Source organism: Dialister sp. i34-0019-2H8 (assembly GCF_042846925.1).
Lineage (GTDB): Bacteria > Bacillota > Negativicutes > Veillonellales > Dialisteraceae > Dialister.
In genome coordinates, this window is sequence record NZ_BAABYQ010000001.1 from 361010 (window position 1) to 381757 (window position 20748).

At 52.4% G+C, this 20748-nt stretch carries 25 protein-coding genes and 1 tRNA gene; 20 read left to right on the top strand and 6 right to left on the bottom strand.

Going from position 1 to position 20748, the window contains the following annotated elements:
* Positions 1-20 precede the first annotated feature (20 nt).
* From rpsH to ACGG9R_RS01465, 17 genes are all read left to right on the top strand, one after another.
* Positions 21-419: a 30S ribosomal protein S8 gene (gene rpsH, locus ACGG9R_RS01385; protein WP_022105781.1), complete on the top strand. Its 399-nt coding sequence runs from the start codon at positions 21-23 to the stop codon at positions 417-419.
* 16 nt (positions 420-435) lie between these two features.
* The gene (gene rplF, locus ACGG9R_RS01390) at positions 436-978 is read left to right on the top strand and encodes a 50S ribosomal protein L6 (protein ID WP_022105782.1); all 543 of its coding nucleotides are present in this window, start codon (positions 436-438) and stop codon (positions 976-978) included.
* An 18-nt stretch (positions 979-996) separates the two neighbouring features.
* Positions 997-1362, top strand: a complete 366-nt coding sequence (rplR, locus tag ACGG9R_RS01395; RefSeq protein WP_022105783.1) for a 50S ribosomal protein L18 — start codon at positions 997-999, stop codon at positions 1360-1362.
* 17 nt (positions 1363-1379) lie between these two features.
* The gene (gene rpsE / locus ACGG9R_RS01400) at positions 1380-1880 is read left to right on the top strand and encodes a 30S ribosomal protein S5 (protein WP_022105784.1); all 501 of its coding nucleotides are present in this window, start codon (positions 1380-1382) and stop codon (positions 1878-1880) included.
* 11 nt (positions 1881-1891) lie between these two features.
* Positions 1892-2071 carry a 50S ribosomal protein L30 gene (gene rpmD / locus ACGG9R_RS01405; protein WP_022105785.1) on the top strand — a complete coding sequence of 60 codons (180 nt, stop codon included), beginning with the start codon at positions 1892-1894 and terminating at the stop codon, positions 2069-2071.
* A 19-nt stretch (positions 2072-2090) separates the two neighbouring features.
* The gene (gene rplO, locus ACGG9R_RS01410; RefSeq protein WP_390150589.1) at positions 2091-2531 is read left to right on the top strand and encodes a 50S ribosomal protein L15; all 441 of its coding nucleotides are present in this window, start codon (positions 2091-2093) and stop codon (positions 2529-2531) included.
* Between the two features lies 1 nt (position 2532).
* The gene (gene secY, locus ACGG9R_RS01415; protein WP_022105787.1) at positions 2533-3795 is read left to right on the top strand and encodes a preprotein translocase subunit SecY; all 1263 of its coding nucleotides are present in this window, start codon (positions 2533-2535) and stop codon (positions 3793-3795) included.
* 27 nt (positions 3796-3822) lie between these two features.
* Positions 3823-4476 carry an adenylate kinase gene (locus ACGG9R_RS01420; RefSeq protein ID WP_055237123.1) on the top strand — a complete coding sequence of 218 codons (654 nt, stop codon included), beginning with the start codon at positions 3823-3825 and terminating at the stop codon, positions 4474-4476.
* Positions 4473-5225, top strand: coding sequence for a type I methionyl aminopeptidase (map, locus tag ACGG9R_RS01425; RefSeq protein ID WP_022105789.1), 753 nt, complete (start codon positions 4473-4475; stop codon positions 5223-5225). Before ACGG9R_RS01420 ends, map begins: the two co-directional genes overlap by 4 nt.
* Before the next feature lie 48 nt (positions 5226-5273).
* Positions 5274-5495: a translation initiation factor IF-1 gene (gene infA, locus ACGG9R_RS01430; protein ID WP_008859824.1), complete on the top strand. Its 222-nt coding sequence runs from the start codon at positions 5274-5276 to the stop codon at positions 5493-5495.
* A gap of 16 nt (positions 5496-5511) precedes the next feature.
* Positions 5512-5625 carry a 50S ribosomal protein L36 gene (gene rpmJ / locus ACGG9R_RS01435; protein ID WP_008859825.1) on the top strand — a complete coding sequence of 38 codons (114 nt, stop codon included), beginning with the start codon at positions 5512-5514 and terminating at the stop codon, positions 5623-5625.
* 22 nt (positions 5626-5647) lie between these two features.
* The gene (gene rpsM, locus ACGG9R_RS01440) at positions 5648-6025 is read left to right on the top strand and encodes a 30S ribosomal protein S13 (protein WP_390150595.1); all 378 of its coding nucleotides are present in this window, start codon (positions 5648-5650) and stop codon (positions 6023-6025) included.
* 18 nt (positions 6026-6043) lie between these two features.
* Positions 6044-6433: a 30S ribosomal protein S11 gene (gene rpsK, locus ACGG9R_RS01445; RefSeq protein ID WP_008859827.1), complete on the top strand. Its 390-nt coding sequence runs from the start codon at positions 6044-6046 to the stop codon at positions 6431-6433.
* Positions 6434-6490: 57 nt separating this feature from the next.
* Positions 6491-7486 carry a DNA-directed RNA polymerase subunit alpha gene (locus ACGG9R_RS01450; protein ID WP_022105791.1) on the top strand — a complete coding sequence of 332 codons (996 nt, stop codon included), beginning with the start codon at positions 6491-6493 and terminating at the stop codon, positions 7484-7486.
* 21 nt (positions 7487-7507) lie between these two features.
* A complete protein-coding gene (rplQ, locus tag ACGG9R_RS01455) occupies positions 7508-7849 on the top strand; it encodes a 50S ribosomal protein L17 (protein WP_022105792.1) in 342 nt (113 codons plus the stop codon).
* A gap of 111 nt (positions 7850-7960) precedes the next feature.
* The gene (locus ACGG9R_RS01460) at positions 7961-8908 is read left to right on the top strand and encodes a DUF805 domain-containing protein (protein ID WP_390150599.1); all 948 of its coding nucleotides are present in this window, start codon (positions 7961-7963) and stop codon (positions 8906-8908) included.
* 360 nt (positions 8909-9268) lie between these two features.
* Positions 9269-10330, top strand: coding sequence for a DMT family transporter (locus ACGG9R_RS01465; RefSeq protein WP_390155031.1), 1062 nt, complete (start codon positions 9269-9271; stop codon positions 10328-10330).
* Between the two features lie 78 nt (positions 10331-10408).
* Here the strand turns inward: ACGG9R_RS01465 and ACGG9R_RS01470 are convergent.
* Positions 10409-10484 (bottom strand) — tRNA-Ala (locus ACGG9R_RS01470).
* Between the two features lie 271 nt (positions 10485-10755).
* Entirely contained in the window at positions 10756-12210 is a 1455-nt protein-coding gene (locus ACGG9R_RS01475; protein ID WP_390150601.1) for an ArnT family glycosyltransferase, read from the bottom strand.
* Positions 12211-12342: 132 nt separating this feature from the next.
* On the opposite strand from ACGG9R_RS01475, the gene ACGG9R_RS01480 reads away from it, so the two are divergent.
* The 3 genes from ACGG9R_RS01480 to ACGG9R_RS01490 all read left to right on the top strand — a co-directional run bounded on the left by ACGG9R_RS01480 (position 12343) and on the right by ACGG9R_RS01490 (position 14921).
* Positions 12343-12489, top strand: a complete 147-nt coding sequence (locus ACGG9R_RS01480) for a hypothetical protein (RefSeq protein ID WP_390150604.1) — start codon at positions 12343-12345, stop codon at positions 12487-12489.
* A 282-nt stretch (positions 12490-12771) separates the two neighbouring features.
* Positions 12772-14238, top strand: coding sequence for a sensor histidine kinase (locus tag ACGG9R_RS01485; RefSeq protein WP_390150607.1), 1467 nt, complete (start codon positions 12772-12774; stop codon positions 14236-14238).
* On the top strand, positions 14235-14921 hold the full coding sequence (locus tag ACGG9R_RS01490) for a response regulator transcription factor (RefSeq protein WP_390150610.1): 687 nt from the start codon (positions 14235-14237) through the stop codon (positions 14919-14921). The genes ACGG9R_RS01485 and ACGG9R_RS01490 overlap by 4 nt, the downstream gene beginning before the upstream one ends.
* A 277-nt stretch (positions 14922-15198) precedes the next feature.
* Here the strand turns inward: ACGG9R_RS01490 and ACGG9R_RS01495 are convergent, their stop codons facing one another.
* From ACGG9R_RS01495 to ACGG9R_RS01510, 4 genes are all read right to left on the bottom strand, one after another.
* Entirely contained in the window at positions 15199-16176 is a 978-nt protein-coding gene (locus tag ACGG9R_RS01495) for an AEC family transporter (protein ID WP_390150613.1), read from the bottom strand.
* Positions 16177-16186: 10 nt separating this feature from the next.
* On the bottom strand, positions 16187-17152 hold the full coding sequence (locus tag ACGG9R_RS01500) for a hypothetical protein (RefSeq protein ID WP_390150615.1): 966 nt from the start codon (positions 17150-17152) through the stop codon (positions 16187-16189).
* A gap of 200 nt (positions 17153-17352) precedes the next feature.
* Complete coding sequence (locus ACGG9R_RS01505) at positions 17353-19689, bottom strand: transglutaminase family protein (protein WP_390150618.1); 2337 nt, start codon at positions 19687-19689, stop codon at positions 17353-17355.
* Entirely contained in the window at positions 19686-20699 is a 1014-nt protein-coding gene (locus ACGG9R_RS01510) for a DUF58 domain-containing protein (RefSeq protein WP_390150622.1), read from the bottom strand. Before ACGG9R_RS01510 ends, ACGG9R_RS01505 begins: the two co-directional genes overlap by 4 nt.
* Between the last annotated feature and the right edge of the window lie 49 nt (positions 20700-20748).

Below are 20748 nucleotides of genomic sequence, written 5' to 3' on the forward strand. Positions count from 1 at the left end.
TTTCGGGAGGAGGATAAATAATGGTAACAACCGATCCGATTGCGGATATGCTTACCCGTATTCGTAATGCGAACGATGCATATCATGATAAAGTAGATATGCCTGCTTCTAAAATGAAGGCTGCTGTGCTGGCTATTTTAAAAGACGAAGGCTTTGTAAAAAGCGTTGAACAGATCGAAGTCGAAGGACATCCGGAACTGCGCGTAGCTCTGAAATACGGCGCAAACCGTGAAAAGGTCATCAAAGGTCTGAAGAGAATTTCCAAACCGGGTCTGCGCGTATATGCAGGCAAAGATGAACTGCCGAAGGTACTCGGCGGACTTGGTATCGCTATTATTTCCACATCCAAGGGCGTTATGACCGACAAAGCAGCTCGTAAAGCTGGTCTTGGCGGCGAAGTTCTTGCGTTTGTCTGGTAATCGTTGGAGGTAAAATATGTCCAGAATTGGCAAAAAACCGATTACGGTACCGGCAGGTGTGGAAGTCAAGATTGACGGCCATACAGTCACCGTAAAAGGTCCGAAAGGCACACTCACCCGTACACTGAATGAAGAGATCGGAATTCAGATGGAAGGCAACGAGATCCTCGTTACCCGTCCGAATGATGATATCAAAAACCGTTCCCTGCACGGACTCAACCGTACCCTCATCCATAACATGGTAGTAGGCGTTACGGAAGGTTTTGAAAAGAAGCTTGAAATCCAGGGCGTCGGCTACAATGCACAGATGCAGGGCAAGAACCTGAAACTGGCTCTCGGCTTCTCCCATCCGGTTATCGTAACTCCACCGGAAGGCATCACCATTTCCACCCCGTCTTCTGTTGTTATCGTGGTATCTGGCTGCGATAAGGAAAAGGTTGGACAGATCGCTGCAGAAATCCGCGCTTGGCGCCAGCCTGAACCTTACAAAGGCAAAGGTATCCGTTACTCCGGTGAATACGTACGCCGTAAGGCTGGTAAGACCGGCGCAACAAAGTAAGACAGGAGGTAAAGAACTATGCGTAAAAATGCAAGCAGAAATGCGGTCATTCGCCGTCATCTGCGTCTTCGTAAAAAAATCTCCGGTACTGCCGCTTGCCCGCGTCTCAATGTTTTCCGTTCCCTGGCTAACATCTACGCTCAGATCATCGATGATGAAGCTGGCGTAACGCTGGTATCCGCAAATACCTTAGACAAAGAAATTAAAGCTGAATTCCCATACGGCGGCAACGCAGAAGCTGCAAAAGCAGTCGGCGCGCTGGTAGCAAAGAGAGCTCTGGAAAAGGGCATCGAAAACGTCGTATTCGATCGCGGCGGCTACATCTATCACGGCAGAGTCCAGGCTCTGGCTGATGGCGCCCGCGAAGCTGGCTTGAAATTTTAAGGTAAAGGAGAAAACACATGCCAAGATTTGAAAAACAGGAATCCGACTTACAGGAAAACGTTGTTTTCATTAACCGCGTTGCTAAAGTCGTAAAAGGCGGCCGTCGTTTTTCCTTTGCTGCAGTTGTAGTAGTCGGCGATGGCAAAGGCAAAGTAGGCGCAGGCCTCGGCAAAGCTGCTGAAGTTCCGGAAGCTATCCGTAAAGGCGTCGAAGATGCCAAGAAGAATATGATCACCGTTGCTCTGAAAAACGGTACGATTCCTCATCCGATGCTCGGTATCTATGGTGCCGGCAAAGTCATCATGAAACCTGCTGCCGAAGGTACCGGCGTCAAAGCAGGCGGCCCGGTCAGAAGCGTACTCGCTATGGCAGGTATCCGCAACATCCTGACCAAGTCCCTGGGTTCCTCCAATCCGATCAACATGGTAAGAGCTACCATGGACGGTCTCGCTAAACTCGAAAATGTTGAAACTGTTGCAGCACTTCGTGGCAAGTCCGTAGACGAAATTTACAACTAAGGGGGCCCCACATGAAAGTTATCGTTACACTGAAAAAGAGCGTCATCGGCTCCAGACCGGAACATGTCGCTACCATCAAGGCTCTGGGACTCAAAAAGACCCACTCCTCTGTTGAAAAAGAACTTACCCCACAGATCAAGGGCATGATCCACTCTGTCCGTCATCTGGTTGACTGCAAAGAAGCAGAATAAATAAGAAGGAGGTGCACTAATGAAACTTCATGAACTGAAACCAGCTGAAGGTTCCACAAGAGTTCGTCGTCGTGTAGGCAGAGGTCTCGGCAGCGGCATGGGCAAGCAGTCCACCCGCGGTGCAAAAGGCCAGAACGCTAGAACCGGCGGCGGCGTACGTCCGGGATTTGAAGGCGGCCAGATGCCTCTGTACCGTCGTCTTCCAAAGCGCGGCTTCAAAAATATTTTCGCTAAAGAATACTCCGAAGTTAATGTTGAACAACTGAACCGTTTCGAAGACAATGCTGTCGTTGATCCGGTCGCTCTCGTTGAAGCAGGTATTCTGAAGAACGTTCTCGATGGTGTACGTGTTCTGGGAAGTGGTGAACTCTCCAAAGCTCTTACCGTAAGAGCTCAGGGCTTCACAAAAGGCGCTCAGCAGAAAATCGAAGCAGCAGGTGGAAAAGTAGAGGTGATCTAATATGGGGTCTGTGATCGCAAACCTTTTTGCCAACAAAGAACTCAAAGATCGCATCCTCTTCACCTTCATGATGTTCGTCATCTTCCGACTGGGAGTCCATATCCCGGTACCGGGAGTTGACGCTTCTGTCATTGAAAGTCTGTTTACATCCGGAAACCTTTTCGGCTTCCTGGATCTCTTCTCGGGCGGTGCGCTCAGCAAATTCTCTATTTTTGCTATGAGTATCACCCCTTACATCAACTCTTCCATCATTATGCAGCTCCTGACGGCCGTCATTCCTACACTCGAAGAATGGAGAAAGGACGGACAGGAAGGCTTCAAGAAGATCCAGAAGGTCACAAGATACTTCACGATCTTCCTCGCAGCTGTACAGGCATTCGGCATGACCTATGCCCTGCGCATCAACAATGCTCTTGTCGATAACAGCTGGCTGTATTTTGTATTCGTTGTCGTCGTCCTCACCGCTGGCACCTGCCTCCTCATGTGGATCGGCGAAAAAATTACGGAACACGGGATCGGTAATGGTATTTCCCTCATCATCTTCTGTGGCATCGTAGCCCGCTTCCCGCAGGCTATCACCACGGTGATCGATTACTTGAAGGTTGGTACCATTTCTCCGTTCCAGCTGCTTCTGTTCCTTGTCATTGCTCTCGTCATGATCCTGATGGTCATCGAAGTCAATGAAGGGCAGCGCAGAATTCCTATCCAGTATGCAAAGCGTGTCATTGGACGCAGAATGTATGGTGGACACTCCACCTACCTGCCGCTCAAGGTGAATCAGGCCGGGGTCATTCCGATCATCTTCGCTTCCTCCATTCTCATGCTTCCCGTCACCCTTGCACAGTTCGTTCATATCGGCTGGGTACAGGCTGTCGGCAATTTCTTTGGATGGGGCACCTGGCCAAATACCATCTGCTACGGCTTCCTCATTTTTATCTTCACGTATTTCTATACCGCGATCTCTGTCAACATCAAAGATCTCGCTGATAACATGAAGAAGTATGGCGGCTTCATCCCGGGCATTCGTCCTGGCCAGCCGACCATGATGTATGTAGACAAGGTATTGTCCAGAATCACCCTGACCGGGGCTGTATTCCTTGCCTTTGTGGCGATCCTTCCGAATTTCATTGGAAACATCACAGGCATCCAGGGTGTGTACTTCGGCGGTACCTCCCTTCTCATTATCGTCGGCGTAGCCCTCGATACCATGAGACAGGCACAGTCCTATATGGTCACAAGAAACTATCAGGGCTTTATCAAATAAAGCCTTTTTCCTAAAGGAGTAAGGGATATGTATATCTTATTGATGGGACCTCCAGGTGCAGGCAAAGGCACTCAGGCAGAAAGACTCATTCGCGATTACGGCATCCCCCAGATTTCCACCGGCGACATGTTCCGTGCAGCCGTGAAATCAGGAACTGCTCTTGGTAAGGAAGCAAAAAGCTACATGGACAAGGGCGACCTTGTACCGGACAGCGTAACTGTTGGTATCGTCAAGGAAAGACTCGCTCAGGAAGACTGCCAGAAGGGCTGGATTCTTGACGGCTTCCCGCGTACCACGGCACAGGCATCTGCACTCGATGCCATTCTCCATGAACTCGGAATCCAGCTCACCGCCGTCATCGGCATCAAAGCCAACAGAGATGACCTGGTGAAGAGAGTCAGCGGCAGACTGGTGTGCAGAAAATGCGGCGCTTCCTTCCATAAACTTTTCCGTCAGCCAAAGGTCGAAGGCGTATGCGACAACTGCGGCGGCGAACTGTATCAGCGTGCTGATGACAATGAGAAGACAGTGGGAGAAAGACTCAATGTCTATGACAAGTCCACAAAACCACTGATCGACTACTACAAGGTCAGCGGCCGCTACTATGAAATCAACGGAGATCAGAGCATGGATGAGGTATATGCCGACATCCAGGATGCTTTGAAGAAGGCTTCCAAATGATCACCGTTTATACACCTGAAGAGGTAGAGAAAATTTCCGCAGCTGGGAGACTGACTGCGGATACTCTCTCTATGCTTGAAAAAGCTGTAAAGCCGGGGATGAGTACCTATGAACTCGATGAACTGGCTGAAAAATTTATCCGAGACAGAGGCGGGATCCCAGCCTGCAAAGGTTATGAAGGCTTCCCTGCCACCATCTGTGCCTCTGTTAACGATACTGTTGTCCACGGAATCCCTTCGAGAAGAAAAATTCTTAAAAAAGGTGATATCATTTCTATTGATCTTGTGGTACAATTAAATGGTTACATGGGTGACTCCTGTATCACTGTTCCGGTAGGACATACAAACAAGAAAAACCTCCAGCTGATTTCCGCCACCGAAGGTGCACTCTTTGCTGGCATCAAGCAGGCCGTAATAGGCAATACCGTAGGCGACATCGGTCACGCTGTCGAAAGCTACGTGAAGCCCTATGGCTATGGAGTACTTCGTGAATATGTAGGTCACGGCATCGGAATCGGTATGCATGAAGATCCGGAAGTTCCAAACTACGGTACACCAGGACATGGACCACGTCTGGAAGAAGGCATGTGCATCTGTATTGAACCCATGATCACCATGGGCAGTCCGGACATCATCTCCCTTCGTGATGGATGGGGCGTCGTGACAGCAGACGGTAAACCGTCGGCTCATATCGAACACACCATTACCATTACCAAAGATGGTCCAAAAATTCTGACGCTGCGCCATTGATTCCATTGTTACAGGCGGTCAGCATATGATAAGCCAAAGGAGGCTCTCATGAGCAAGGCAGACGTTATTGAAGTCGAAGGCAAAGTAGTAGAAAAACTTCCAAACGCCATGTTCCGTGTCAAATTGGAAAACGGCGGACATATTGTGCTGGCTACGATTTCCGGCAAAATGCGTATGAATTTCATCCGCATCCTGCCAGGGGATAAAGTAACAGTAGAATTGACGCCCTACGATTTAGAGCACGGCAGGATTACCTATCGTTACAAGTAAGCAAGGAGGAACCAAGATGAAGGTCAGACCGTCCGTCAAAAAGATGTGCGACAAGTGCAAGATCATCAAACGCAAAGGCCGTGTAATGGTCATTTGTGAAAATCCGAAACATAAGCAGAGACAAGGTTAATTAAAAGGAGGTTAAAGAGTAGATGGCACGTATAGCTGGTGTAGACTTACCAAGAGATAAGCGCGTTGAGATCGGCTTAACTTATATTTATGGAATTGGCCCCACTCTTTCCAAAGAAATTTTAAGCAAAGCAGGAATTGATGCTGACATCCGCGTCAGAGATCTGTCTGAAGATGATGTAGCAAAGATCCGCGGCGTACTCGCTGATTATAAAGTCGAAGGTGACCTTCGTAGAGAAGAATCCCTCAACATTAAACGTCTGGTAGAAATCGGTTCTTACAGAGGCAGACGTCATCGTGCAGGACTCCCGACTCGTGGACAGCGCACAAAGACCAATGCTCGTACCCGTAAAGGTCCGAAGAAGACCATCGCAGGCAAAAAGACTGCGACTAAGAAATAATGTTGAAGGAGGGATAACATGGCTACGGTAAAAAGCAAAGCAAAAAGAAAAGAAAGAAAACATGTAGAATCCGGTGCAGCTCATATTCGTTCTACTTTCAACAACACGATCGTAACGATTACTGATTCCAACGGCAATACCATCGCTTGGGCATCCGCTGGCGGACTCGGATTCAAAGGCTCTCGTAAGAGCACACCATTCGCAGCACAGATGGCAGCTGAACAGGCTGCTAAAGTCGCTATTGATCAGGGAATGCGTTCCGCTGACGTTTTCGTCAAAGGACCGGGCGCAGGCCGTGAAGCTGCTATTCGTGCACTGCAGGCAGCAGGCATCGAAGTCAGCAGCATTAAGGACGTCACCCCAATTCCGCACAATGGCTGCCGTCCTCCGAAACGCAGAAGAGTATAAGGATTACCCCTTTGCGTATCATTTTGGCGCTGCAAGGCGCAGAAGGAGGACTTTCGGATGATCGAAAATACAAGCTTCACAATTAAGACTGTGGAACTCAGCGATGATAAGCGTCATGGCAAATTCGAGTGTGAACCGCTCGAAAGAGGCTATGGCATTACTCTGGGAAACAGTTTAAGACGCGTGTTGCTTTCATCTTTAGACGGTGTGGCTATTACGTCTATCAAAATCGACGGCGTGCTTCATGAATTTTCCACTATCAACGGCGTCAAAGAAGATGTAACCGATATGATTCTGAACCTGAAGAAGATCCGCTTCATCGCACACGAAGAAGCCGTCTTCCCGATGACAGTTCGTATCGATATCACTGAAGAAGGTATTTTCCATGCTGGCGACATGAAGTTACCGGCAGAAATTGATGTTCTCAACAAGGATCTCGTCATTTGCACACTGGATTCCGATGCTCATCTGGGCATGGAAATGACCATCAATCGTGGACATGGCTATGTTCCTTTCACCAAGAACAAAAGAGAGGAAGACGTCATCGGCGTCATTCCGATCGACTCCATTTATTCTCCTGTCATTAAATGCAACTACAACGTCAGCGATACCCGCGTAGGAAATGAAATGGACTACGACAAGCTGACTCTTGAACTGGATACGGATGGATCCGTCAATGCAGACGATGCTGTCGCAACGGCTGCCGACATCCTGATCAGCTGCTTCACGAATTTCCTGAACATCGGAGACGCACAGGACAATAGAGTCCCGGCTGTTTCTGATGAAGCACAGGACACTGATGTCAGCGTAGAGGGAAGCGAGATCGATAAGATCCGCGAACTCCCGATCGACGATCTTGAACTGTCCGTTCGTGCATTTAACTGCCTGAAGAGAGCCGAGATCAATACCATCGGCGAACTGATGGATAAGACAGAAGATGAATTGACTCGTGTACGCAACCTTGGTAAAAAATCGGTAGATGAAATTAAAGAAAAACTGACAAACTTCAAAGGCCTCGGAATTGGTCTGAAGGATGGAAACGCCAAGGATTGATAGTTTTATAGGAGGAAAGAAATGGCACGTAGTAGACTCAGAAGAATCAGCGGTGCTCGCAAGGCTCTGCTGCGCAGTCTCGTAACTTCTCTTTTCCAGTATGGCCGCATCACCACCACGGAAGCTAAGGCCAAAGAACTTCGCCACGTCGCAGACAAGATGATCACCCTCGCTAAGAGAGGCGATCTGCATGCTCGTCGTCAGGCTGAAGCTTACATCATGGATAAAGCTGTTACAAAGAAACTGTTTGACGAAATCGCTAAGAATTATACCGAACGCAATGGCGGCTATACCCGCATTGTCAAGGTAGAAGCTCGTCTCGGCGACAACGCTCCTCAGGTCATCATTGCCCTGGTGGACTAATACAAAATGAAAAAGAGGCTGCTCTCCGGAGCGGCTTCTTTTTTATTTCTTTCCTGCCGGCAAGAAGGTATAATAGGTACAGTGAAAATTTTTAGAAAACAGGTGATGGCTATGGCAATGAATTTTGATATTCCGGATATCTCTGAGACTGCGGGTAAGGCCGTAACAGGGGGAAAGAAGAGAAAGACGAGAAAGATCGGCGCACTCCGGCTCGGAGACTCGCTTAGGATGATCGCAAATCACTTCACATGCACCGAGGAGAGTCGGGACGAAGAGAAGAACACTGCGTTCTATTCTCTCTCGGAAGGCGATGAGAAGGCATCTTTCTACGGGGAAGAGATCTCCCTCACGGGCGTCTGCATTTACCGTAAGAAGACCGCAGCGATCTACGCGGAGCTTCCGTCGGAGAAGAGAGCGGCGCTGATAGAGGCACTCACGAAGGAAGCGGGCGAAGCGCAGGCGTCAAGCGCGATGGATATTTTCGCAGATACCGTGACCTCGATCTTTGTGACACGCCCGGCGAAGGGAGACAAGAGCTTCACGATCGCTCTCATGGACAGCGAGGCAGCGAAAGCGCTTTCTGATCAGGCGGCTGTCGAAGCAGAAGAAAAGAAACAGGCAAAGGGACCTTTGGGACGCCTGTTTTCCACGTTCTTTGATCCCGTGGGTCGTATCAGTCGCAGATCCTATATCCCCAAGATGCTGACCGTCGGCATTCCGGCTGCCTTCATGTTCGCCTTCACCTGCTTCAAGCCTGAGCTTTTTGTGGGAGATGCGAATGTATACATCATGACGTTTCTGATCCTGGGGACGCTCTGCTTCATTTCCCTCATCAGCCTTGCGATGCGGCGTATGTCAGATCTGGGGCTTTCTCATATCTATTACTGGATCTTCTTCGCGATCCTCTTTGCTATCAATCAGCTCGGAGGAGAGTACCTGGGTTCGCAGCTCACAGCCACACGGACGATCGCGGTGATCTTCATGGCAGCGGTCATTCTGCTTTCTTTCTTCCCGGGGCAGAATAAGAAAAATAAATATGGTCCGGTTCCGAAGGACTAGGGAAACGCTGATTCAATCGCAGAGTCAGATTCTACAAGAATTTTTATACATAGCTTCGTCATAGCCTTCCTTAAATAGCTCACTATTCGCGTCAGGTTATTCCTCGCCATGCATAAAAATTCAAGAGTAAAATCTGGCAACGATTGAATCAGTGTTTCCCTAGGGATAAAAAGAGGTCATCTTTGATGAAGTCAAAGATGACCTCTTTTTTTATGGGAAGTCATGCAGGTCTTGTTTATTCGCTTCCAATACAAATGAAAGAAAGTGAACAATAAAGCACATAAATTACAAATTGTTCATTGAATCAGCTCTCATATAAACATTATAATCAAGAAAGCAGAAAGAAAAGAGGCAGATTTGATGGAACAACCGAGGGTGATATATCAGCCATTCAAACGGTTAAAAATGGCTTTGAGGTCGAAGAAACGAAAACGCAGCAGCATTACCATGGGGGTCGTGACAACGTTACTTGCCTCGCTCTCGTTCACCTTCATGTCTGCTTGCGCCAAGTGGCTTCCAGAGATGCCATCTGGAGAGATGACGCTCTTTCGCGGCATCGTCGGGCTTTTCTTTATTCCACTTCTTTGTTTGCAGACGAAGGAGCACTTCTTCTCGGGAAAGCATAAATGGATGTTGTGTTTGCGAGGGCTTTTTGGAAGCATTGCCCTCTTTTTCTATTTTCTGTCCATTGAAGGGCTGACGCTTGGTGATTCTCAGATTCTTTCGCAGCTGGCAGCTTTCTTTATGTGCCTTCTGTCACCGCTTTTTTTGAAAGAAAAATTGCCTCGTCAGGCGATTCCAGGGATGCTCGCCATTGCAGTGGGGACACTTTGCGTGGTACAAATTTGGAATTTTAATGCTTTTAATATCTATACACTTTTTGGCATTGGTGGAGGCTTTTTTTCTGCAGCTGCCTACATCGTGATCAGTCGTCTCGCTGAGAAAGGGTTCCGCTCCAATACAGAAATCGTTTTTTATTTTCAGATTTTCAGCATTCTTGTGGGGCTGTCGATGGCTGGCAATGAGTCGTGGATTTTGCCGGAAGGATGGGACTGGTTTTTTGTTATCGGATTGGGACTTTTTGCCTTGTCCGCGCAGATGTTCATGACATGGGCCTTTCAGCATGTCAATTCGCTGGTTGTTTCCTTTCTGATGTATAGTGAAATTTTATTTCATGTGATTTTCGGTTGGGCTTTTTGGGATGAAATTATGGCACCGGCTTCATGGTTTGGCGGTGCGCTCATTGTGGCTGGCTCGATCATGCTGATGGTCTTTAAGCCGAAGGGCATCGATCATGATACGCATCATCATAGCTTGCGGGGAAGAGTGGCTATGCCTGTTGCTGACAAGGAGAAAGCGGCAGGAAAGATAACTGGCGGTTTTTCTGCGGCCAGTGAGCAGTCCCTTCCTAAGTCTTCTTGACATATCAAACGGGCGGTCTTATAAAAGATCGCCCGTTTTTGATATCAAAAAACTCCTGCGAATGCAGGAGTGGATGGTTGGAGGCGGTGCCCGGAGTTGAACACGGGGATAAGGGGCTTGCAGGCCCCACGCCTTAGCGCTTGGCTACACCGCCATAGATGATGTTTTATAGTATATCGCATTTTTTCGAAAAAGTAAAGGGAGGAGGGTGAGCCCATGGGGCGTGTCGCCTTTTGATGACTTGCGAAAGCGGAGGAGCGGGTTCTACAGGTTCAGAGGGTTCGGCGGGGATGGTGCGGCGCATAAAAATAAGAAGCGCCGCGAAGTATATGTGAGGCGATGCCCGAAAGTAGTATTCAAGTCACTAGTCACTCGAGGCTCCTAATCCCTAATCCCTAGCTACTAGTCACCAGCTCACTCCCACCTCACGCACGCTCGCGGATCCAGAGATCGTACAGACCAGGAATGTGAAATTCGCTGACCTTGTTGGCGTCCTTGAAGGCGACAAGGCAGGGCTCCTTGCTCTTTTCTTGGGCGATCAGGATCACATTGTCTCTCTGGAAGAGGTCTTCTTCTGCGATGAAGGGCATGACATTCTTCGCGTTCCAAGAGAGAGTACCGGGTTTCATGCCGTCGATCTTGTCAGCGGGTTCTGCGCGGTAGATGGTTTTGCCACTGTAGAAGACGGTGGAGGTGCGGTAGTCATGAAGGAAGGCGATGGTCTTGCCGGTGGTGTCCATCTGGGCGAGTGCCTGTCCGGCCTCTTTTCCGGAGCGGGTGAGCATGAGGCCGGGGGCGAAGAAGAGGGTGAGGATGGTGTAAATGGCGATGGCTGCGCAGCCGATTTTCTCAAAGCGTAAGGTGAGGTTCTGGTAAAGAATGGCGGTCAGGATGGAGAGGGAGAAGAGGCCGGGAAAGGTGTAGGTGGTGTACTTGGTCGCGATGAGTTCGAAGAAAATATTTACGACGGCGAAGTAGATGAAGAGGAGCTGTGTCGCATTCGTGGAATTTCGGAGATCGAGCTCTTTGCGTTTCCATTTCTTAAAGAGGCTGTAGGGGATGGTGAAGCTCCAGGGGGCAAAGCCGATGAAGTAGATGATGAGGTAGAAGTACCATGTATTCTTGGTCGGGTGTTCGGAGACGGTGGCGCGAAGGAAATTGTGGACGCCGAGGAAGTTCAAGAGGAAATCGGAGCCGTGAAGGTAGCACATGAGACCGTACCAGGCACCGGTGATCACGGTGAAGAGGGCGAGGCCGGAGAAGAGATGGACGTGCTTCATTTCGCTGAGGTCTTTGTTATAGGAAAGGAAAAGCAGGGCGGCAAGACCGGGAAGGAGGAGGCCGATGGGGCCCTTGGTGAGGACGGCAAAGGCGGCGGCGATGTAGCAGAGGTAGTAGTACCTTCTGTTTTCGGCATAGCCCAGGTAGAAGAAGGCGATCGCCATGCTCATGAAGAGGAAGAGGGTCGTGTCGGTGATGATGGCTTTCGAGAGGAGCCAGCACTCGACGGAGGTGCCAAGGATGATGGCGGAGAGCCAGCCGATTTTTTCGTTGTAGACGCGGCGGGTGAACCAGTAGGTGAAGAGGACGGAGGCGCTCCCGAGAAGGGCGGCGGGCAGGCGGGATGCCATTTCATTGAAGCCAAAGAGCGCGTAGGAAAGTGCCAGCTCCCAGTAGTAGAAGATGGGCTTGTCGTACCAGTAGTGTCCGTAGATTTGTGGGGAGATCCAGTCGCCGGAGAGAACCATTTCTTTCGCGGTGACGGCGTAGTTCGACTCGGCGGTGTCGGTGACGGGGAGGAGCTGGTTGCCGATGAGGTAGAGGAAGAGGGAACACATAAGAAGCGTGAGGTAGGGGTGCTTGCGAAGCGTGGTGTACATAGGGCCTCCTTGGGAAAATATCGTTCATTCGTTATCCATACTGTATCCCAGGGAGATGAAGAATCATGCAGGAATGATTTAAGGAAATATAAACTGTAGAAATCAGGGTTGCGGGATGAGGAGGGATTGCTTATGATGAAGAAAAAAGGGTTCAGGGTTCGGGGTTGTGGTGCGGCGCATAAAATAATGAAAGCGCCGCGGAGTTTAGAAAAACGGTACGCGCGTAACCGCCGGATGATGGCGATGCGAAGCATCGCAAAATTCGCGAAGCGAATTTGAATTGGGGATGACAGGTTTCCCGTTTCTTGTTTTGCTCATATGAATTGTTTGACCGCAAACGGAAAAGATTCCTCGGCTACGCCCCTCTGACGACGGCGCGTAGCGCTATTTTAACATCGGCGGCGCTTTCTTATTATGATGCGCCGCACCAACCCCTTTGAACCTCTTGAACCCATAGAACCTGCTGAACCTCTTTCGCACGCAATCAAGGGACGAGCCGCCCCAGGGGCTAACCCTGAACCCCAATCCCTAATCCCTAGCCACTACCCTCAAGGAGTTCCTATGACGATCAAGAAGAGCCTTATCCTGTCGCATGTCTCGATGTGCATTCTGCCGTTTCTGATGACGTTCTTTGTGCTGCTGTCCTCGTTTCTGGGGCTGTACCTGTACGCGAAGAGCGGGAATCATGTGATGGCGGAGAGTGATTTCCAGTTTCAGGTGATGAGCCAGGCGGTGCGGACGTCGATTTTCCATAATATCCGCCATGGCAGGGACCCGCATGAGGACCGCTGGGTGCTGGATGTCATGGACCCGATCGATTCGTATGTGGTGCTGTATCGGGACGGAGCCATCCTGCTGCAGTATGGCAATGACGCGATGCAGCGACTGGTGGATGACCTGAAGCAGAAGAAGGTGCAGCAGGAGCTGGATGATGGCGGCATCAATGGGACATACAGTCGCACGCGGATGGGGCAGTACTCGTTCATGGAGCGGAGTGTGGTCGGCGGGCATGTGTACCACCTCTACATGCTGTCGCACAAGCCGGTGAACCGGAGCGATGCGGCGATCGAGCAGGCATTCCATGCGAGCAATCGATTCATCGTGGTCATGCTTATCGTTTTCATCGTACTCGCGAGTTATGGGCTGTCTCGATTCATCGTGCGGCGGATCCTTGCGCCTTTGCATGAGCTGGAGCGCGGGGCGCAGGCGGTGCAGCAGGGAAATCTGTCGGTGCGTCTTACGCATCAGGGACAGGATGAATTCACGCCGGCGATTTCTGCTTTCAATCTGATGACGGACAAGCTCTCAGATTTGCTTCGCGCTCGGGAAGAGGATGAGGCGAAGCGCAAGGAGCTCATCGCGAGCATTTCACATGATATCCGGACGCCGCTTACCTCGATCCGCGCGTATGTGGAGGGGCTTCTCGACCATGTGGCGGATACACCGGAGAAAGAGGAGCGCTACCTTCGCGTGATCGAGAAGAAATCGGAAGTTCTGGAACGCTTGATCGAGCAGCTGCTGCTTCTGACAAAGATGGATCTGGGGGAGAGGGCGCTCCCGCAAAAGCGCATCGACCTTTCCCGGCTGACGCAGGATTTCATCGACGAGAACCGTCTTCTCTGGGAGAAGCAGGGGGCGGATTTCCACATCGAAAAAGAAGAAGACGTGGAAATGGCGGGCAATGAGCTCCTGCTGCAGCGCATCCTGGAGAATCTCATCACGAACAGCATCCGCTACAAAAAGGAAGAGCGGGTGAAGATCGACGTCCGGGTGGAAAGCCGCGGGGATCGCGTCCTGCTCACTGCCACAGACAACGGGAGCGGCGTCCCGGAAGAGGCGCTTCCGCGGCTGACCGAGGCCTTCTACCGGACGGACAAGGCGAGAAGCCACACCGACAAGGGGAGCGGGCTCGGGCTTGCCATCGTGTATCGGGCGGTTCGTCTCATGCACGGCTCGCTCTCGATGGAAAATCGCAAGCCGCATGGACTCTCTGTTCAGATTTCTTTCCCGAAGGAGGAACATTCATGAAACGTATACTGATCGTAGAAGATGATGAAGATATTGCATCCATTGAGAAGGATTATCTGGAGGTCAGCGGGTACCAGGTGCATGTGGAAATCAACGGGACAAGGGGGCTGACGGAGGCCCTCTCGAGTGACTATGACCTGATCCTTCTGGATATCATGCTGCCGGGGATGGACGGCTTCCAGATCTGCCGGAAGCTCAGGGACAAGCTGGACATTCCGATCATGATGGTCACGGCGAAGCGGACGGACATCGATCAGATCCGGGGGCTGGGCTTTGGTGCTGATGACTATATCGAGAAACCATTCTCCCCCGGCGTCCTGGTCGCGAAGGTGAAGTCGCAGCTCGCGCAGTATGAGCGCCTCAAAGGGAAGCCGAAGGAGGGCCAGCGCATCACGCTCGGCGACATCGCACTCGAGTCCGATACCCACCGCGTTTTCGTCCGCGGCGAGGAGAAAACGCTGCCGAATAAGGAATTCAAGCTGCTGGAGTACCTCATGCTTCATCCCGATGTCGTGTACAGCCGCGAAACCCTCTATACGCGCATCTGGGGGATGGATTCGCTCGGCAATACGGCGACCGTCCCCGTACATATCAATCGCGTCCGTGAGGTGGTGGAGAAGGATCCGGCGCATCCGAAGCATATCCTGACCATCTGGGGCGTGGGATATAAGTTTGTGCCGTAGGATGGGACTAGTGACTGGGGATTAGTGACTAGGGATTGGAAATTAGGCGTAGATAGCAGACGTCAGACTACAGATGATTGAACGCAAATAGGATAAAAGGCCCGTGATTCTCCATCGAGAGAATCACGGGCCTTTTATCCTGAAGTCTGAAGTCTGAAGTCTGAAGTCTGAAGTCTGAAGTCTGAAGTCTGAAGTCTGAAGTCTGAAGTCTGAAGTCTGAAGTCTAATGTCTAATGTCTAACGTCTAATGTCTAACGTCTAACGTCTCAACCATCTCCTACCCGATCGGGAAAAGGACACGCGCCAGGTAGATGACGCCGGTCATGGTGATGCAGGAGAGGAAGGTGCTCATCATGACGAGCTCGGTCGCGAAGTCTTCAAAATTGTGAAATTCGACAGCGTAGAGGACGGAATTCACGGCGCCGGGGACGGAGGCCATGATGAGGATGGTCTGCTTCAGGACAGGGGACAGGTGAAGTTCTGCGAGGTCAGAGACCAGAAGGAGAAGGTAGGCCAGAAGCGGAGCGATGACGAGGCGAATTGTACAGCCGACCCAGGCATCAATGTCTCGAAAGACGATGGTACTCCGATGGATCTGGATGCCGAGGGCAAGCATGACGATGGAGACGAGGGCATTGGCACAGTTTTCAAAGACAGGCCAGAGAAAGACCTGTGTCATGTCGAAGCCGGAGAATTTGATGGTGAAGACGGCGACGAGTGTGTAGATGACGGGCATGTGGAAGATGACGGAGATCGCATCGCGTGGTGTCAGTTTCCCTTTGCCGGCCTGATAGAGGCCCAGCGTATTCAGTGTCATATTCATCTGTACGAGGAGGATGGTGGCACAGGCGCTCGCCTGTGCGAGGTAGGGCGTCCCTCCATCGATGACGTAGGGGGCATTGCCGAAGACGAGAGCGATCAGGGCGATGCCGATGTTTCCGTTATTGGAGAACATGGTGCCGTTTTTGAGGCATTCGATCTTCCCTACGGGCATCCCGCGGAATTTCCCGTAGGACCAGGCGGCAAGGGCGATGAGGAACATCTGGACGAATGCCATCAGAAAGACGTTCAGGAGTGTCATATCGATCTCTGCGACGTAGATGCTGTAGAAGATGAAGCTCGGGAGCACGACGAAGAAGGTGAGCTTATTGAGCGAGATGACATCGAGATGGTATCTGAGATCGAGCAGGTAGCCGATGGCGACGAAGACCAGAAGCGGCACGATATTATCGGAAATGATTTGCAGGAAAGCCATGTCTGCCTCCTTACATGGAAGCCGGGAAGAAGAGCCGGCAGAGGAAAATCACAAGGGGAAGGGTAAGGATGGAAAGTGACATCTGCGTCATCAGGGATCTCTGGAAGATAGACTTCTGCGCGCTGGTGGTGCCCACCATGGAGAAATCCATGGCGCAGGGGATGGCGGCAAAGAGAAGAAGGATCTCTTTGGCCAGGTCATCCATCGAAGGAAAAACGGCGAGAAGCCCCAGTGCCAGAAGCGGCGATACGAGGAGCTTCACCAGTGCGGGAAGGAGGATGTCTTTGCTGACCGTGAAGCAGTGACTGCGTCGGATCATGACGCCGGTCGTGACAGCAGTCAGTACCATGAAGGCGCCGGTGAAGTGGTGCAGCACGGGATAGAGGAAGGTGCCTTTCAGCGGGATGTCGAAGTGCGCAGCAGCAAAGGCAAGAAGCGCGCCGTAGAGGACAGGGGTCGTAAGCGCGCGAAGCAGGAGAGATGAGAGGGAAGAGGACTCCTTACTTACAATGGCGTGTCCGACCGTGCGGAGAAGCAGGTGGGAAAAGGTCATGAGGAGAGACAGGAGCGCGAGCGCTTTCGGAAGCTCCGCTGCTTCGCTGGCGGAGGCAAAGGGCAGGTGGGAAAAGGTGAGGTAGGTGAGGACGCCGCCAAGGTAGCAGACGTTCGGACAGGAGGCCATGCCGCAGATGGCCTGCCGCAGGGATGGCTCTTGGGAGAGCCCTTTGGCAAGAAGCGCTGACAGCACGAAAAGGATCGCTGTCAGAAGAAGCGCCGCAGGAAGCAGGAGGAGATCAGAGGCGGTAGGCGGTACCTGATACAGGTTGAAAAAGACGAAGCAGGGCAGTACCACGCGCGTGATGACGATCTCGTAGGTCTTGACCTCGATCTTGAACTTGCCCGCCAGAAACCATCCGCCGCCCAGAAAGACCAGGATGGGGAGCACGTCGAACCAGATGATGTATAGTATATCCATGGAAGTCCTTTCAAAAGTTAGAAGTGAGAAGTGGTGGAAGGGGGGCAATATTTATAGGGCTTCCCCAATATTCCTCTTTATATAAGCACATTTCACTATAAACAAGCAGCAGCCTATCTACTGGTTCATGGGAAAACGCAAATACCAGTTGACAGTCACCAGTCACTTGGTGCTTCAAATTCCTAATCCTAAGTGATGAATCACAATTTTTTCCACAGGAATTTCTCCTTTTCCGTCAGAGAAAGTCCTTTGAGGCATTGCTTCCTTGCTTCTCTCACGATGGCAAGGATGTCGGCCTTCTCGCTTTCTGTCAGCGGTTTTCCCGAGAAGCGAGCGGTGACCAGAAGATCCAGCATGAGGGCGAAGGGGGCGAAGCGCGGGTCTTTGGCGAGAGCAGATTTCCTGTCTTCGTAGGAGCCGCGGGTCGGAAGGCCTGCCCAGTGGGAGAGGCGTTCCGTGTAGGTGATGAGGCCCTTGAAGTGGGCGTCATCCGTGAGTGCTTTGGCGAGAAGGCGGGAGGCGGCTGTCATGCGGTAGAGCGGATAGGCGGAAAGAAGTGCAAGCACGAGCAGGAAGGTGAGAAGCATCGGGAGAAGCGGGCGGGAAACAGGGGCGTCCGGCGTCCTCGGCTGAGAGAGCGGGGGCTGTCCCTGCGGCTGCTGCTCTGGTTGCTGGTGCGGTTGCTGTTGTGGTCGCTGCGGCGCAGGCGGCTGCTCTTTCGGCGCTTCCTCACGTGTGTTTTTCTCGTCAGCCGGTTTGTCCGGTGCGCCCTGTTCATTTTTCTGCTTGTCGGGCGGGATCGGGAAGGGATTCTCCGCTCTCTCTTTGCCCGGGGTCATTTCACAGGGACGCCAGCCGAGGCCATCGACATAGACTTCGACCCAGGCGTGGGCGTGGTGATCATTGACGGAGAGGGCGTGGAGCCCTTCCTTCGTCAGAGGGGCGCTGCGGAGATCTTCACTGTCTACGGAAAGGCCGACTACGTAGCGGGCCGGGATCCCCGAGGCGCGGAGCAGCATGACGGCGGCAGAGGCAAAGGAGGTGCAGTAGCCCTTCCTGCTTTCGGTCAGGAAGTAGGAGATAAAGTCTTTATCCGCAGGCGTTCTGCCCGGATTCTTCGTATAGGTGTAGTTCGTTTCCAAGAAATGGCGGATGGCGTCGATGCGTGCGCGCTTCTCGGAAAGGCTTTGGGCGGGGCGGATCTTGCCCAGCGAGGCGATGGCGTCGCGTGTTTCTTCCGGAATGGTGAGGTAGTGCGCGTAGACGAAGTTGCGATAGCGTTTCTCGGCTTCTATATACGTCGTGTAGTAGGGGTCGGAGATGGATTCGCGTGCCATCATGGAGAGAAGCGCGCCGGCAGGGAACTCCCATACGTCGGTGCTGTAGGCCTTGCCCTCGCGGGAGATCGGAGAGCGGTCATACTGGAAGTAGGGACCGCCGAAGTCGGCATCATAGGGGAGGAGCAGGAAGCGGCTCTTTTCGTAGAGGGCCGCGAGGGTGAAGGGCTTTTTGAAGGCGGAAAGGTCATTTTCTTGGGTGTAGTTCAAGAGCTTTTGGGAGATCGATGGATTTCTGGCTGCGACCTCCATGAGCCATGCCCCTTGGTCGTACCATTCGCCCTGGTTCTTGGAGAAGAGGGCTTCTGTCCCATCGTAGGTGCTGTCCGGGAAGTCCTTCCAGCGGCTGTCTTCGTAGAGGCCGCCGGTCCAGCTTCGAATGTAGAGGTGCTTATCGTTTGCCGCTTCGATGTCTGCGATGACACGGCCGGTATAACGGATGCTGGCACTGCTGCCGAGGCGCTGATGTCCGGCAGCGCCCTTCATCATGCCCGTGTAGGCATTACCAGCGTGGAAGATCGGGTCATAGGGGTCAGTCCAGCCGATGATCTTCTCCTGCATATGGGAGAAGATCGCCGGCTGCTCATACCGGCTTTCCGGGAATACGAGGAGAAGCCCTGCGCCCAGAAGCAGGGTCAGAGCGAAGGTGGGGATCTCCGGCATGCCGAGTCCGTGGTTTTTGAGAGAGGCAAAGACGGAAAGGTCGTAGGAGGCGCAGCAAAGAATGGCGAGAGCGGGCGGGTTCACGCCGAAGTAGAAGCCGAAGAGAATGAGGAAAAAGGAAAGAAGCGCTGCCATCGCACGGGCCGTTTTCGACCATGCGCCGGCCGTAAAGAAGAGGGAGAGAAGGCAGGCGAGCCACCCTTTGGCAAGAGCCGGGCTTGCGATGGCTTTCGCAAGCGGCGCAGTCATGTCAATGTCATATGGCTCTTTGAGCGTATCGACGAGAGGAATGAGCGCAGAGAGGAGGCTCGAAAGGAAGGCATCTCTCACAAGGAGCGGGAGCGAGAGAAGGAGGAGGGCAAGGAGCGCAAGAAGTGGCAGCCGGTGCCTGCCGGGCAGTCTGGAAAGAGCGAAAGAAAGAAGAGGCGCAAGGAACGCAGCGCAGATCGCATAGGGAAGCGCACCGCTACCGAAGTAGGAGAAGAGAGCATAAGAAGCGCCGAAGGCGCCGAGAGAAGAGAGGAGGTGTGTCATCATGCTTCACCTCCCAGCGCGCGGGCAATGGCGGCTTTTCCGGAAAGGGCAGCGCCCTTGGCATCACGCACGCACCAGATGGAGGGGTGCAGAACGGGCGAAATGGCAGGCGTAGGATTTCCTGTCAGGTAGCAGATCGGAATATACGGAGAGAGATGGCTCGTCTTCAGCGCGTCGCCGCCGCCCTCTCCCAGGAAGGTGGCGACAGCCTCTTCCCAGCCTGCCTTGTCCTTGACGGAGGTGATGATCTCCTCGCCATGGATCGTCATCCAGGCGAAACGGAAAGGCATATGCGCTGCCGTGAGAGCGAGGCCGCAGGAAAGGAGCGCATCGGCGAGAAGATCCCGCAGCGCATCATCCTCTTCATAGTCTGCCACGAGGATAAGGCGCGCATCGTCTGCGGGCATGCGGTCACGGACATAGACATCCTCTGTGCGGGCCGTGACCTTCCAGTTGATGAGGCGGGGATTATCTCCCGGCTGGTAGGGCGTCGCGCCGAAGTATTCCACCTCTTCACTGCCGGAGAGTCGAAGGAGACTCTTCAGCGTATGTGCGTAGTCACCCATCGGACGGGGCAGGACGAGGAGCGTGGCGGCTTTCGTGTCTTTTTGGAAATGGAAAAGTCCGAACGGGTCTTTCCAGGAAAGGCGGGGAGCGGGGAGCGTGATGCGTCCCGCATGCGCGGTGTCTACCCGGAAATAGAAGCGTGTCTCATCCTTCTCTGTTTCATAGCTGTCGTATTCCTTCCCTGCCATCGTTGCCGTGAGCGAAGAGACAAGGGGGAGGAAGCGGCCTTTGGCGGTGAGGCATACTTCGGCGGCCGCTCCTCTATGTGCGCGGTGCGGGGCAGAAAACGTCACCGATACCGATCGGCGCGCCGCATATCCCAGAAAAAGTGCAAGGAGCGGCACCAGAAGGAGCGTGGCGGCGAGCAGGAAGGCTGCGTATAAGTCGTAGAGGATCATCAAGAGAAGGGCGATGATGACAAGAAAGAGATAAGATAGATAGTTCATAAGATGTACACTGCTTTACAGGGTTCAGGGTTCAGGGTTCAGGGTTCGG

What these genes read in the sequence shown, in the direction of transcription:
- rpmD (WP_022105785.1), top strand. Translation starts at nt 1,892, where the DNA reads ATGAAAGTTATCGTTACACTGAAAAAGAGCGTCATCGGCTCCAGACCG.
- rpsH (WP_022105781.1), top strand. Translation starts at nt 21, where the DNA reads ATGGTAACAACCGATCCGATTGCGGATATGCTTACCCGTATTCGTAAT.
- rpsE (WP_022105784.1), top strand. Translation starts at nt 1,380, where the DNA reads ATGCCAAGATTTGAAAAACAGGAATCCGACTTACAGGAAAACGTTGTT.
- ACGG9R_RS01490 (WP_390150610.1), top strand. Translation starts at nt 14,235, where the DNA reads ATGAAACGTATACTGATCGTAGAAGATGATGAAGATATTGCATCCATT.
- ACGG9R_RS01460 (WP_390150599.1), top strand. Translation starts at nt 7,961, where the DNA reads ATGGCAATGAATTTTGATATTCCGGATATCTCTGAGACTGCGGGTAAG.
- ACGG9R_RS01510 (WP_390150622.1), bottom strand. Translation starts at nt 20,699, where the DNA reads ATGAACTATCTATCTTATCTCTTTCTTGTCATCATCGCCCTTCTCTTG.
- rplO (WP_390150589.1), top strand. Translation starts at nt 2,091, where the DNA reads ATGAAACTTCATGAACTGAAACCAGCTGAAGGTTCCACAAGAGTTCGT.
- ACGG9R_RS01500 (WP_390150615.1), bottom strand. Translation starts at nt 17,152, where the DNA reads ATGGATATACTATACATCATCTGGTTCGACGTGCTCCCCATCCTGGTC.
- rplR (WP_022105783.1), top strand. Translation starts at nt 997, where the DNA reads ATGCGTAAAAATGCAAGCAGAAATGCGGTCATTCGCCGTCATCTGCGT.
- ACGG9R_RS01495 (WP_390150613.1), bottom strand. Translation starts at nt 16,176, where the DNA reads ATGGCTTTCCTGCAAATCATTTCCGATAATATCGTGCCGCTTCTGGTC.
- rplF (WP_022105782.1), top strand. Translation starts at nt 436, where the DNA reads ATGTCCAGAATTGGCAAAAAACCGATTACGGTACCGGCAGGTGTGGAA.
- ACGG9R_RS01505 (WP_390150618.1), bottom strand. Translation starts at nt 19,689, where the DNA reads ATGATGACACACCTCCTCTCTTCTCTCGGCGCCTTCGGCGCTTCTTAT.
- rpmJ (WP_008859825.1), top strand. Translation starts at nt 5,512, where the DNA reads ATGAAGGTCAGACCGTCCGTCAAAAAGATGTGCGACAAGTGCAAGATC.
- ACGG9R_RS01485 (WP_390150607.1), top strand. Translation starts at nt 12,772, where the DNA reads ATGACGATCAAGAAGAGCCTTATCCTGTCGCATGTCTCGATGTGCATT.
- ACGG9R_RS01420 (WP_055237123.1), top strand. Translation starts at nt 3,823, where the DNA reads ATGTATATCTTATTGATGGGACCTCCAGGTGCAGGCAAAGGCACTCAG.
- rpsM (WP_390150595.1), top strand. Translation starts at nt 5,648, where the DNA reads ATGGCACGTATAGCTGGTGTAGACTTACCAAGAGATAAGCGCGTTGAG.
- secY (WP_022105787.1), top strand. Translation starts at nt 2,533, where the DNA reads ATGGGGTCTGTGATCGCAAACCTTTTTGCCAACAAAGAACTCAAAGAT.
- infA (WP_008859824.1), top strand. Translation starts at nt 5,274, where the DNA reads ATGAGCAAGGCAGACGTTATTGAAGTCGAAGGCAAAGTAGTAGAAAAA.
- ACGG9R_RS01475 (WP_390150601.1), bottom strand. Translation starts at nt 12,210, where the DNA reads ATGTACACCACGCTTCGCAAGCACCCCTACCTCACGCTTCTTATGTGT.
- rplQ (WP_022105792.1), top strand. Translation starts at nt 7,508, where the DNA reads ATGGCACGTAGTAGACTCAGAAGAATCAGCGGTGCTCGCAAGGCTCTG.
- ACGG9R_RS01480 (WP_390150604.1), top strand. Translation starts at nt 12,343, where the DNA reads ATGATGAAGAAAAAAGGGTTCAGGGTTCGGGGTTGTGGTGCGGCGCAT.
- rpsK (WP_008859827.1), top strand. Translation starts at nt 6,044, where the DNA reads ATGGCTACGGTAAAAAGCAAAGCAAAAAGAAAAGAAAGAAAACATGTA.
- map (WP_022105789.1), top strand. Translation starts at nt 4,473, where the DNA reads ATGATCACCGTTTATACACCTGAAGAGGTAGAGAAAATTTCCGCAGCT.
- ACGG9R_RS01465 (WP_390155031.1), top strand. Translation starts at nt 9,269, where the DNA reads ATGGAACAACCGAGGGTGATATATCAGCCATTCAAACGGTTAAAAATG.
- ACGG9R_RS01450 (WP_022105791.1), top strand. Translation starts at nt 6,491, where the DNA reads ATGATCGAAAATACAAGCTTCACAATTAAGACTGTGGAACTCAGCGAT.